The 11371-nt window shown below is 42.3% G+C and carries 15 protein-coding genes; 10 read left to right on the top strand and 5 right to left on the bottom strand.

Annotated features, from left to right (window positions below; all coding sequences use genetic code 11):
• Positions 1-651: 651 nt before the first annotated feature.
• A complete protein-coding gene (locus M3079_RS02305) occupies positions 652-882 on the bottom strand; it encodes a hypothetical protein (protein WP_249076972.1) in 231 nt (76 codons plus the stop codon).
• A complete protein-coding gene (locus M3079_RS02300; protein ID WP_249076971.1) occupies positions 883-1086 on the bottom strand; it encodes a hypothetical protein in 204 nt (67 codons plus the stop codon). It lies immediately after the preceding gene.
• 51 nt (positions 1087-1137) lie between these two features.
• Here M3079_RS02300 and M3079_RS02295 point away from each other — a divergent pair, with 51 nt between their 5' ends.
• On the top strand, positions 1138-1791 hold the full coding sequence (locus M3079_RS02295; protein ID WP_249076969.1) for a DUF4376 domain-containing protein: 654 nt from the start codon (positions 1138-1140) through the stop codon (positions 1789-1791).
• Positions 1792-1921: 130 nt separating this feature from the next.
• Here the strand turns inward: M3079_RS02295 and M3079_RS02290 are convergent, their stop codons facing one another.
• The gene (locus tag M3079_RS02290; protein ID WP_249076968.1) at positions 1922-2977 is read right to left on the bottom strand and encodes a site-specific integrase; all 1056 of its coding nucleotides are present in this window, start codon (positions 2975-2977) and stop codon (positions 1922-1924) included.
• A gap of 162 nt (positions 2978-3139) precedes the next feature.
• Between M3079_RS02290 and M3079_RS02285 the strand changes: the two genes are divergently transcribed.
• From M3079_RS02285 to M3079_RS02260, 6 genes are all read left to right on the top strand, one after another.
• Complete coding sequence (locus M3079_RS02285) at positions 3140-3430, top strand: hypothetical protein (RefSeq protein ID WP_249076967.1); 291 nt, start codon at positions 3140-3142, stop codon at positions 3428-3430.
• A complete protein-coding gene (locus M3079_RS02280; RefSeq protein ID WP_249076966.1) occupies positions 3431-3763 on the top strand; it encodes a hypothetical protein in 333 nt (110 codons plus the stop codon).
• Entirely contained in the window at positions 3760-4254 is a 495-nt protein-coding gene (locus M3079_RS02275; protein ID WP_249076965.1) for a peptidoglycan recognition family protein, read from the top strand. The genes M3079_RS02280 and M3079_RS02275 overlap by 4 nt, the downstream gene beginning before the upstream one ends.
• 256 nt (positions 4255-4510) lie before the next feature.
• On the top strand, positions 4511-4891 hold the full coding sequence (locus M3079_RS02270; RefSeq protein ID WP_249076964.1) for a hypothetical protein: 381 nt from the start codon (positions 4511-4513) through the stop codon (positions 4889-4891).
• 227 nt (positions 4892-5118) lie between these two features.
• Positions 5119-5490 (top strand): hypothetical protein, encoded by a 372-nt coding sequence (locus M3079_RS02265; RefSeq protein WP_249076963.1) that lies wholly within the window; start codon positions 5119-5121, stop codon positions 5488-5490.
• Between the two features lie 372 nt (positions 5491-5862).
• Positions 5863-6642 (top strand): hypothetical protein, encoded by a 780-nt coding sequence (locus M3079_RS02260; protein ID WP_249076961.1) that lies wholly within the window; start codon positions 5863-5865, stop codon positions 6640-6642.
• Here the strand turns inward: M3079_RS02260 and M3079_RS02255 are convergent.
• A complete protein-coding gene (locus M3079_RS02255) occupies positions 6626-7141 on the bottom strand; it encodes a DUF6125 family protein (RefSeq protein ID WP_249076959.1) in 516 nt (171 codons plus the stop codon). The two genes, M3079_RS02260 and M3079_RS02255, sit on opposite strands and share 17 nt — an antisense overlap.
• A 41-nt stretch (positions 7142-7182) precedes the next feature.
• On the bottom strand, positions 7183-7404 hold the full coding sequence (locus M3079_RS02250; RefSeq protein WP_249076957.1) for a hypothetical protein: 222 nt from the start codon (positions 7402-7404) through the stop codon (positions 7183-7185).
• A 462-nt stretch (positions 7405-7866) separates the two neighbouring features.
• On the opposite strand from M3079_RS02250, the gene M3079_RS02245 reads away from it, so the two are divergent.
• The 3 genes from M3079_RS02245 to fusA all read left to right on the top strand — a co-directional run bounded on the left by M3079_RS02245 (position 7867) and on the right by fusA (position 11312).
• Positions 7867-8256 (top strand): hypothetical protein, encoded by a 390-nt coding sequence (locus M3079_RS02245; protein ID WP_249076955.1) that lies wholly within the window; start codon positions 7867-7869, stop codon positions 8254-8256.
• A gap of 9 nt (positions 8257-8265) precedes the next feature.
• A complete protein-coding gene (locus M3079_RS02240; RefSeq protein ID WP_249076954.1) occupies positions 8266-9075 on the top strand; it encodes a nitroreductase family protein in 810 nt (269 codons plus the stop codon).
• 170 nt (positions 9076-9245) lie between these two features.
• Complete coding sequence (fusA, locus tag M3079_RS02235) at positions 9246-11312, top strand: elongation factor G (protein WP_021716597.1); 2067 nt, start codon at positions 9246-9248, stop codon at positions 11310-11312.
• Positions 11313-11371 lie beyond the last annotated feature (59 nt).

The following is an 11371-nucleotide window of genomic DNA, read 5'->3' as shown; positions in this document are numbered from 1 at the left end:
ACTGCTATTGACCGATTGCAATATAAAGAAATGGGTAACTATTATATGCATATGTTGCAGTAAAATAAGTTAATTCAATACTTCTGATAATATTATCGTCACCACCCCATGAGTAATTGCCGGCATTAGCAATTTTGCAAAAAGAAGTAAACGCTACAGTAAAAGTATTTGTGCCGTCAACAATATCACCCCACTGCTACTTGCCGATTACAACAAATATAATTCCTACACACCTTTGTGTGCCGTAAGAAATAACATTAAATTCGCAACTGCTATAGTGATTGCCCATACAATCATTATTTATGGCAAGCCCTGCATCGTTTCCGTAGCTTTCTGCAATAGCTATAGCAACCGGGAGTGCAATTTCAGATAATGCAATTGGATATGTAATTACTTTTTGCGCTGTCACAACGGCACTAAAAGATAAATAACCCCACTGCATTACATTCCGATAGCTAACCAAATTATTTCAAAGTTGCCTTCGGAAGATAGACCGATTTTTGACAAATCAGTTTCAACTCGCGCTGATACAGTCCATATATCGGTTCCGTAGGTATTTGTTGATGAAGCATAGGGAAGATAAAAGTTTAAATATGGCACGTTTAAATTAGTCGTAAAATTGCCGCGCGTGCCGTCAGCTGTTCCCCACTGCTATTCGCCTATAGCCATATAAAACATAGTTGGATAAGGCATAGGCGAATAGTTATGCCCTAATCCGATTAAAAATTTTTCTTTATCTACATTTTCTATCCAAGAATAAGCGTCGCTTTGTAAGTTGTATGTAGAACCTAAACTTACTGCATAGCATTGACTTCCAAATGAAATAGGGAAATACTTATAATCTTCTTGGCCATTAGACTCAATGGTATAACCCCACTGCAATTAGTATCCTACAGCAATATACCTTATTGCACCGGCTTTTGTGCCACCATTGGTATTGGTTTGGCGTGGTACGAACGAAGATGCAGTTACACTTTCGATAGAATTATTACCAAAATAATTTTCGCTGGTCGCATAATCCTTAATTGGCGTACCAACAACAGCAGGGATGGATGTAAAGGATACAGGAAAATCTATCGTTGGCAAATAGGCTTCTTCTGTTAAACCCCACTGCAAAGCAAAGAAAGGATGATTAAAATGTCGAACGAAATTAATGCAATTATAATTAATGACGTGCCGGAAGAATTACAAGGGTTAAACCTTGGGTTTAATGGCAACAAGTATTATGTGCTGCTTGATGAAAATGGTCAGCGTACATCGCCGACATACCTTGTCACCGATACCAATATCCCAGACGATGTGAAGCAGAACGGGGTAGTGGTAGACAAGCTAACTCAGTATGCGCTGCTTAATGGCTATCAGCTTGATGTGGCGACAGGAACATTAAGCTTAATACCGCCTTATGAACCGTCACTTGATGAAATAAAAGCACAGAAAACTGCAACGCTGAAAGCAGAACGTGATGCAAAAGAAGTTGAACCGATTACTTATAACGGCAGCCGGTTTGATTATGATGAAAAAGCCCGTGACCGTATCAACGCAGCTATTATTGCGCTTGACATGGCAGGCGCGGAAGCAACGCTTGAATGGACTACTGCCGATAATACAAACGTGACTGTAACTGCAAATGACCTGCGCGCTGTTATCGCCGCTGTCGCAGTCCGTAGCAACGCACTACACGAGGCCTACAGGCTTACGAAAGAAGAAATTGCTGCTGCTACCACAAAAGCAGAAGTTGAAGAAATCACACTGAATGTTTCGGTGCAAAACACCGAAAACTCAGATAAATAAGGGCTTTGAAGTGTTTTTTAGATGCCAAGCATAAACAGTACCCCACAAGTACCACGCTGAATGCAGTAATGGAGCGGCTTGCGGGGATTTCTTATGCCAAAATTAGCACCGTGTTAGTACCAAAAGTGTATTAAATCATGTCTATTGCACGTTTTAATTCGTGGAGGGATTTATGAGTATAAACACGTTTTGTAACGCCATCTGATGCGTGCCCAAGAATGCGTTTTACTGCTGTTTCATTGGCGTTGGCATTATCAAGCATTGTTGCGCAGGTGTGCCTGCATTCATGCGGTGTATGTTTGCAGCGGCTTGCTTTCATAACCTTATCAAAACGAGTACGAAAGCGGGAATAATTAAGGCGGTTGCCTTTGTCGTCGGTAATTAAATATTTTCCAGGGCTGTTCATCCAATATTGGAAATATACCGAAGTCTTTTTTGATATCGGGACCGGTCTGTTTTTCCCGGCTTCCGTCTTACTATCACGGACTATAAAATAACGCGGCCTTATTTTTACATCCTTTTTGACGATTGATAAAAATTCTGATGGCCGCACGCCGGAATAACACATCATGACTACGCACATAGCCCATTTAGCCAAAGGGTTATCAGTTGTAATAAGCCCTTTAACACGGTTTAACTGACGTGTGTTAAAAGGGCTTTTGGGATACAGTATTTTATGCTGGCCAATTTCTACATAGCGGCTGTAATCCATATCCGGCTTTATAATGTTGTACTTAACGGCATAATTATAGCAAAAGTGCATTACCTGCCTAATCTTTTTCTGCATACCGTATCCAGCACCGTTCTTTTCTGCTTGTAAAATAGCAGACTGCAAATCGCCGGTACGCAATTCAATAAATTTTTTCTTATATAGGCAGCTCAAATGCTTGTAAGCGGATTCGTAATTCTTAGCTGTGCTAGCGGCGATTTTAGGCCAGTGTTCGGCGCGCATAAAACGATATACATCAGCAAAGGTGATGTTATTGTTTATAAAGCGGGTGGGGTCCTTGTGATATTCAGCAAGCATCGCAAGCCCGTCTTCGTAGGTTGCCACATAGCCTATGGTTACCTGCTTGCCATTAATTGGCACGCGGACAATACCAGGTGTGCGGCGGCGGGTATCTTTGCGCATGGTTACGCTGCCATACCCGTTTGGTAGTTTTAAGCGTTTTCGTTGTTTTTTCATAAAATCACACTCCTATAAAAATTATAGGGGTGTTTTTTATTGTAGGAGAAGGAGGTGGTTAAATTGATTGATTTTATTTTAGGCTATATTGTTGGCATGGTTATTACATTTTTGGCAATAGCTTTTTTCATGGGCGCGAATCAGGACAGGGGTGATTATTAAATGGATTTGCAGGATATTGGCGTAGCATTATCCGTTTTAGGCGCAGTAGGCTGGATTTTTAAAATTTGGATAATTGCCCCTCTCAATGCAACGGTACAGGGCTTAAAGGACATGATAATCGAAGCCAGAGGTACTATTGAGGACTATCGGCAGTTAAGCAATCAAATGGCGCAAGACATAGCTGTTGCTATTGCCAGCGTAAAATCTGCACATAAGCGGCTGGACGAATTGCAGGAAAGAATTCACACGCTTGAAATGCGGTGTAGCGAGTGTTGCAGAAAGGATGATTAAATGCTTGAAAAATTAAAAGATTTTTTGATTAAAACTACTGCCAATATACCCACAGACGCACCGCTGTGGGTATTAGTTATTTTTGCCGCGTTGCTTGTACTGGAAATACTGCTAATTAATGCAGGCTGGCTTTATAACTGGTATGATACCGGCCGAGCTGATGTGCCGGTAATGATTAACTTTTTGACTGTGCTTGTTGGTGCGCAATTTATTGCGGCCGTAACATTTGTAGCAAAGGCCTTTGCCGATAAGGACGGCAACGGAGTGCCGGATGCAATAGATAGCGAGTACAGCAACAACAAAATTGGTTTCAAGGACGGTGACATAAAATGAATTTTAAAAGGGTAAAACCAAAAGACTACAACCTGCAATTTACCAATTTAACACCGCGTGATGATACCAGCCGCATTGTTATACATCATACCGGCGACCCGACAGACGATGACCTGTCGGCAGAACAGCTGCACAGAAGCCACCAAAATTTGGGCTGGGCAGGTGTAGGTTATCATTTTATCGTCCGCAAGGATGGCACTGTGGAATTAGGACGCCCGGACTGGGCGGTGGGAGCACACGCCGAAGGTTTTAACTACACTTCCATCGGCGTACATGTTTGCGGTAACTTTGACATCGGCGAACCGACAGAAGCGCAGATTAACGCATTGCCGATGCTGTTGGCTGACATCTGCGATGCGTACGGCTTAATTGCCAGTGACAGCATTGTGATGGGCCACAAAGACTTAATGGCAACGGATTGTCCCGGCAATAATTTGTATAAACGTATGGATACTATTCGCGGGAACGCAGAATGGTACAGAAATCATTAACGGTACGAATTTACATTTTGAAAGGGGGTGACAGCTATGCAGACTTTAAAAGGTATCGTAACAGATAAAAACTTCTGGCTTGGCTGCGCAGTAGGTTTTGCCCTTGGCGCTATGCATCATTATTTTGGGCTGTAACCAAAAATAACCGCTTGCACAGATGGCGCGTGCGCTGATTTTTAACAGTGCCGCTTATACTTTTATGCAAAAGCTGTAAAAACGGCGCACAAGCCAAATGCGGCGGTGTATGGAGGAACGCATGAAAAATGAGCAAGAAAAATCTAATAATCGCCTTTATATTGGTATTGTTATCGTTGCTTTGGCTTTTTGTGCCGCATACTTCCTGCGAAGCTGCGGAAACATATACGATAACGGCGCAGGAATTGACAACGTTAGAGGTGGAATTAAACAGAGCGTCCAAAGCAATCGCGAACTCCAAGACGGAATCGGCAATGCTACAGAAACAGTTGACAGACTTGCAGACGTCCTTGACCGAAGCGAAACAACAGTCGATGCAGCTAAAGGAACAGCTGAAAGCCTTGACCGTAACCTCGAAACTGCAGCAGACGCAATTACAAAATGCCAACGAATCGTTGACAGAATTAAGCAACGAAATGAAGAAAGAACGCCGGAACCTTGAGCGGCAAAGGAATATTGCATATATTTTTGCAGCATGTATGTTATATGTTGCTGTTAAATAATGTAGCGCAGGATTTTAACCTGCGCTTATTTTTTTTTGCCATTTTTTTCGCTTTGTTAAAACGTATTGACGAAACAATAACGGGATTATATAATAAAAATAAATAAAGCGGGGTAAAAGCCCCGCTTTATTGTTGATGGTATAATGTGAATGGGAAGGATGGTTGAATGGAATTAAAAATTGTTATTGATGGTCAAGTGCAAGGTTATAAAGGGAAATCAAAAAAAAGTTGTATTTTAAAATGCTTGGAGAAAAACGCTAACTTGTCAGAACGTTTTTTTGCTAATAAGGCATTACTACCTGCACTTGAAATGGACAGAGATTTTAATAAACATGAAGTTGAAACCGCATTTAACGAAAGCGCAGCGGCAGAGGGCTTGCAATTTGAGTGGGTAATACCCAACGGCGGCGATAGAAAAAATGCAGGAAGAAAATCACAGGGTTATAAAATGGTATCAATCAGAATGACCGAAGATGAAAAAATAAAAGTAAAAGCGTTTTTAAAAACGCTACGCAGTCAAAAACATCTGGTTCCTTAAAAATAGGAAGTCGAAAAGACTTCCTATTATAGAGGTATTAAATTAGCAAATAACACCTGGCAGGGATGCTATTTGTTAAAATTATTATAGCACAAGTGAGTTCAATTTGAGTTCAAAAAAATTGAAAAATACAAAAAGACACAGTATAATGCGTAATATATGCAGAAAAAAACATGTGAAAACGACATAAATAATTATAAATTAAATATTAATATACCAGATAGATTTGTTTTAAAAATATTGTGAGCGCCTGAAAATATAAAACAGGCGCTCTTTTGCATATTATTGAGTTTAAATTGAGTTTATTTTTTATAATATTTTCACAATCTGATATTACTGTAAATTGTAAAATAGAGATAAGAGGTGATAACCATGCTGAAAAAAGCAGTTATATTTGCAGCGCTGTTATGCTTCGGTATCGGTAATTGGTGTTTTGCAGACAGCAGCCGCATGCTTGATAAAAATACTGAACTTCATCCGCAGGGGTGGAGTGTAGGTGAAACTATTAAGTTTAAAAAGAAAACAGCTGTGCGTTTAAATGACATCGGTGAAGTAATCAGCGGAACGCTTGCTGATGATACTTATCTTCGCCCGCAGGGCTGGCAGCGCATAATTAACGATAATTATTTTGTTTCCGCTTATACCGGCGGAGCGTGGTTTCCGCGGCATCACCGGTACTGGCCGGGCAGCGTTTACAATATTGCTTTGCCAAGCTACGGCCATTTGCGTTATAAGGATGACACTGCCGTTGCTTTTAGCAAGCAGGGCACGGTTTTAAGCGGAACAATAGCTTCGCGGGCAACTGTGAGCCTTGGCGAAGGGCAGTATGGGTTTGTAACTTTTGCGGATAGTTCAATTTTGGAATTTTACGATAACGGCGCAGTGAAGATGGGGACACTGAATGAGGATACCCAGCTCAGGCCGGCTTTTTGGCAGCAAAACATGGCGGATAACAGCAACGCCGGTTTTGTGGAGTTTAAAAAAGATACCTGCGTTTATTTTGATGAAAACGGGCTTGTAACTGCCGGGACAATAAAAGAAGCCGCACCGTGGAAAACGGGCGGCACAGTTACAACGCTTACAGAAAAAACTGAATATAAATTTACTGAAAACGGCGCTGAGAAAACGCCTGAAACTAATCCTTCAGAGTAAACTTCCATGCGCAGTGGCAGGTATTGTCGGTAATATCGGGGTAACAGCTTAAACATTCGCAGGTAAAGCGGCTGTCGATAGTTTTGGCAAAACCGCTGTATTCAATAATGCCAACTGCTTTGCAGGGGTGCAGCGGCATGTTTTTGCTGCTGCGTGCGTGCTGTACGCGGCATTCCGTAGTTCGGTATATTAATGTATTGCCTTCGGTAATAATCTCATCCCGGTTAATATTGGCGTAAAGCCGCAATTTTAAGGCCTGTTTAAGCCCTTCTATGCCGGGGTGCTCCGGCAGGTTCAAAAAAGTTTTTATGCGTTTGGCTTCAATTACAGTAAATTTTTCCCAAATGGCACAGTCATGTTCCATGGCTTCATCCATGCCGTATTTGCGCTCTATAGATTGAAACCATACGCCGTCCATGGCAAGCCAGTTTTTGCAGTAGCCTTCAATCAGTTTTATTAATTGTTCTTTGCTGTAATTTTTTAAAGTTTCGTTAATCATAAATTCACCCCGCTTTTACGTTTATTATAGCGGTAAAGGTATTAATCCCACCTGTTTAAAATATCTTTAATAATTTCTTTTTCGCTTTTGCGGCGTTTCTTTTCAAAATTGCGGTAATTATTGTCACGGTGGTCGGTGGAGTAATCGGCGTAATCGAAATCGTCATAATCACGCTCATAGCTGCGGTTGTAATCGCCGTGCCCGTCATCAAACATTAACGGATTTATGCTTACGCTGTATTGGTAAAAATTATAACTTAACATGGCTGCCTCCTCAAAACTGTTCTGCTTTTAGTATAGCGTTATTTTAGTAGTTTGTAAAATTTATTAACGGTTGACTGGTAATATAAGTAATGGAAAATATAATGTCTGAAGCTCTTGTTATCAGTAAAAGCAGCCGACTTTTTATTTTAAACGCCGCTGATTTATATACTATTAACGAAAAATTTCATATTATACAAATATTGCGCATGCTTAATTTAAAATCCGGCTTAAAATGCCGGATTTTTTGTGCGTCAGGCTTGCAATATTTTAATTTATAGGATATGATAAAGCGTATGCTGTTTTTTGTATAGAATTTTACATATTTTTACTGCTTAGCTGTATTCACAGGCAGAAATAAAAATATATTTTGTCTGATTTTTAGTGACTGATGAGTCGGAAACTATGGCGGTACTTGGCCGGGCATGGTATAATAAGCTTATAATTCTTTTAAGGAGTATGACGATGCCGCAGTTAATGACAAAAGAAGAAATTCATGAATTTGGTTTGCAGATTTTGAGCCGTTATCTTGAGGCCAATGCTTACGAAATAGAAATGATGCATCCCAATATGCAGATGTTTCCGCATATTATAGCCAAAAAGAACGGACAGCTTGTGTTTATCATTGCGGCAACGGATGTTTATCCTAATAAAGGCTCTTTTGCCGACAGTGAAAAGGCAGCGCTTTTGGAAAATGCCGCTAAGTTTGACGCGCAGGCAGCATGTGCATATCTTGGTATAGCCAATGCCGCCGGTGCTAAGGCGAAAGATAAGGAACTGTGCGGCAAGGCATATAAAGATGCAGATTTTTTAACCGATTTTGGCGGTTTGGAATTTATATATTTTAAAGACTGAGGTGACGGCATGGATTTGTTGAAAGTTGATACCGAAAAATGTGTTAAGTGCGGGCTTTGCGTACAGGCCTGCCCGTCCTGCATTTTATCTATGGGGGAAGATGGGCCGAAATGTGATTTTGACCGCGGCTGCATGAGCTGCGGGCACTGCGTTGCCATTTGCCCTATGGGCGCGCTTGATAACAAATATGCGCCGCTTGAAAAGCAGGAGCCGATACCGATGCCTGTACTGGACAGCAAAACAGCTTACAATTTTTTGCGTATGCGCCGCAGCGTGCGCCTGTTTAAACCGGAACCTCCTTCTGAGGAAGAAATTGTAAAGCTGCTTGATGTATGCCGCTATGCGCCTACTGCCGGTAATTCGCAGGGTATGTATTATATCGTTATCCGCGATAAGGAAACCATTAAAAAGATTGCTGATGCAACGGCAGAATGGATGCAGCAGGAAATTGACGCAGGCAGCAGTGACAAACGTTATTTTACAACCGTTTTGCGTGCGTATAATGACCGCGGACAGGATATCATTGCCCGCAATGCACCGATGCTTATTTTTGCAACGGCAAAACGCCTTAACAGAACCGGCGTAAGCAATGCCGAGCAGGCATGGGCTTATGCAGAGCTTTTTGCGCCTACAATCGGGCTTGGCACAACCATTGCCGGGTTTATCCAAACCTGCGGCATAGCAGGTTACCAGCCGCTTTTGGATTTGGTAGGCGTGCCGCCCAAGTTTAAAATTTGCGGCACTTTAATGGTAGGGCATCCTAAATATAAATTCCAGCGCATGGTAGAACGCCAGCATTTAAAAGTAGAATTTAAGTAAATAAAAATTTTTTAACGGTACAGTTACAAGCTGTACCGTTTTTTGTTACTTATGCAACAGTTTTGGTACTAAAAATAAATAATTTTCCAAATTTACTGTCAATTAAAGGAAATATAAAATTTTCGCAGAAAATATATCTCAATAATGTTTGTAAACAAGGGGGAATAAGTATGAAAGAGTATACCGGAGACAGAATCCGTAATGTGGCCATTGTGGGCCATGGTGGGGCAGGAACTACATCAGTTACGGAAGGCCTGCTGTACCGTTCGGGCGCAATTACCAGAATGGGCAAGGTTGAAGATGGCGCTACCACCACTGACTATGAACCGGAAGAAATTAAACGCGGCGTATCCGTAAACGCTACTTTGGCACCGGTTGAATGGCGTGATACTAAAATCAATTTTATTGATACTCCGGGCTTTGCAGATTTTGTGGCCGAAGTTAAAGGCGCATTCCGTGCGGTTGACAGTGCGCTTATTGTTGTATGCGCAACCAGCGGCGTGCAGGTTGGCACCGAACAGTGCTGGAAACTTGCTGAAGAAGCACATTTGCCCCGCATAGTTTTCGTAAATAAAATGGACCGTGAAAATGCTGACTTTGACAGCATTCTTGATAATCTGCGCGCTAAAATAGGCAAACGCGTATTGCCCCTGCAGCTGCCTTTGGGTAAAGAATCCGGCTTCTGCGGCGTTATTGATATTTATAAAATGAAGGCTTATAAAGCTAACGGCAACGATTCCATCGAAATGGATATTCCGGAAGAATATATGGAAGCCGCCAAAGAAGCACATGAAAAAATGGTTGAAGCTGCGGTTGAAGCCGATGATGACTGCATGATGCGTTATCTGGAAGGTGAAACCATCAGCGACAAGGAAATTATGGACTGCCTGATTAAAGGTATCCGCCAGGCCATTATTTTCCCGGTACTCTGCGGCAGCGCTTATAAAGATATCGGCCTTGGCCGTGTAATGAATGCTATTATTGACTATACTTACCCGGCAATTTTGAATGACTTTACCGTTGTTAACCCGGAAACCGGCGAAGAAGAAATACGCGATGCCAACGCGCCGATGGCAGCTTTGGTATTTAAAACAACTTCCGACCCGTTTGTTGGCCGCCTGAGCTTCTTCAGGGTATTCTCCGGCGTTATCAAGAGCGACAGCATGGTTTACAACGCCAGCCGCGAAAAGGAAGAACGTTTCGGCACTGTATTTACCATGCGCGGCAAAACGCAGATTCCGATGAAACAGGTTGTTGCCGGCGATATCGGTGTTACCACCAAATTGCAGTTTACCGCTACTGGCGATACTCTGAGCGATAAAAACTCCCCGGTACTCTTTAAACCTATTGCATTCCCCCTGCCGATGTATACACGCGCTATTTACGCGAAGAAAAAAGGCGAGGAAGAAAAGATTGCTTCGGCTCTGAACCGCCTGATGGACGAAGACCCGACTATTATCGTTACCAGAAACACCGCTACCAAAGAAACTTTAATCAGCGGTATGGGCGACCAGCATATTGAAATTATTATGGAACGCATGAAACGTAAATTCGGTGTGGAAGCCGATTTGCGTGCACCGATTGTTGAATACCGCGAAACTATCCGCGGCACTGCTACCAATGTTGAAGGCAAGCATAAGAAACAATCCGGCGGCCATGGGCAGTACGGCCATGTTATTATTACCATGGAACCGCTGCCGCCCGGAAGCGGATTTGAGTTTGTTGATAAAATCTTCGGCGGCGCCGTACCGCGCCAGTACATTCCGGCTGTTGAAAAAGGCATGCGTGAATCCATGGAACGCGGTGTACTGGCCGGATATCCGGTAGTTGATATCAGAATTACCCTGACGGATGGTTCGTATCATACCGTAGACTCCTCGGAAATGGCATTTAAAACTGCCTCCAACATAGCGTTTAAAAAAGCTATGGAAGCAGCAAAACCTGTTTTGATGGAACCTGTTTACAACCTTGATGTATACTGCGCCGAAAGTATGATGGGCGACGTTATAGGCGACCTTAACAGCAAACGCGGACGCATTTTGGGTATGCAGAGCCTTGATGACGGTATGGGCTGCATTAAAGCACAGGTGCCTTATGCAGAAATTACCGAATATGCTGTTGACCTGCGTGCGCTGACACAAGGCCTTGGCACTTTTGAAATGAAATTTGACCATTACGAAGATGTGCCGCAGAAAATGGCAGAAAAAATTATTGCCGAACGTAAAGAACAACAGTAAATTAAATACATGCCAGGTTTAAACCTGCAAAACGCCGCCGGTTTTAACGGCGGCGTTTT

The sequence above is a fragment of the Phascolarctobacterium sp. ET69 genome (assembly GCF_023336935.1).
In the GTDB taxonomy this organism is placed as follows: domain Bacteria; phylum Bacillota; class Negativicutes; order Acidaminococcales; family Acidaminococcaceae; genus Fusicatenibacter_A; species Fusicatenibacter_A intestinipullorum.
This window is presented reverse-complemented; position numbering and strand designations above follow the sequence as displayed.

What these genes read in the sequence shown, in the direction of transcription:
- fusA (WP_021716597.1), top strand. Translation starts at nt 9,246, where the DNA reads ATGAAAGAGTATACCGGAGACAGAATCCGTAATGTGGCCATTGTGGGC.
- M3079_RS02275 (WP_249076965.1), top strand. Translation starts at nt 3,760, where the DNA reads ATGAATTTTAAAAGGGTAAAACCAAAAGACTACAACCTGCAATTTACC.
- M3079_RS02270 (WP_249076964.1), top strand. Translation starts at nt 4,511, where the DNA reads ATGAAAAATGAGCAAGAAAAATCTAATAATCGCCTTTATATTGGTATT.
- M3079_RS02285 (WP_249076967.1), top strand. Translation starts at nt 3,140, where the DNA reads ATGGATTTGCAGGATATTGGCGTAGCATTATCCGTTTTAGGCGCAGTA.
- M3079_RS02255 (WP_249076959.1), bottom strand. Translation starts at nt 7,141, where the DNA reads ATGATTAACGAAACTTTAAAAAATTACAGCAAAGAACAATTAATAAAA.
- M3079_RS02245 (WP_249076955.1), top strand. Translation starts at nt 7,867, where the DNA reads ATGCCGCAGTTAATGACAAAAGAAGAAATTCATGAATTTGGTTTGCAG.
- M3079_RS02295 (WP_249076969.1), top strand. Translation starts at nt 1,138, where the DNA reads ATGTCGAACGAAATTAATGCAATTATAATTAATGACGTGCCGGAAGAA.
- M3079_RS02240 (WP_249076954.1), top strand. Translation starts at nt 8,266, where the DNA reads ATGGATTTGTTGAAAGTTGATACCGAAAAATGTGTTAAGTGCGGGCTT.
- M3079_RS02290 (WP_249076968.1), bottom strand. Translation starts at nt 2,977, where the DNA reads ATGAAAAAACAACGAAAACGCTTAAAACTACCAAACGGGTATGGCAGC.
- M3079_RS02265 (WP_249076963.1), top strand. Translation starts at nt 5,119, where the DNA reads ATGGAATTAAAAATTGTTATTGATGGTCAAGTGCAAGGTTATAAAGGG.
- M3079_RS02250 (WP_249076957.1), bottom strand. Translation starts at nt 7,404, where the DNA reads ATGTTAAGTTATAATTTTTACCAATACAGCGTAAGCATAAATCCGTTA.
- M3079_RS02260 (WP_249076961.1), top strand. Translation starts at nt 5,863, where the DNA reads ATGCTGAAAAAAGCAGTTATATTTGCAGCGCTGTTATGCTTCGGTATC.
- M3079_RS02280 (WP_249076966.1), top strand. Translation starts at nt 3,431, where the DNA reads ATGCTTGAAAAATTAAAAGATTTTTTGATTAAAACTACTGCCAATATA.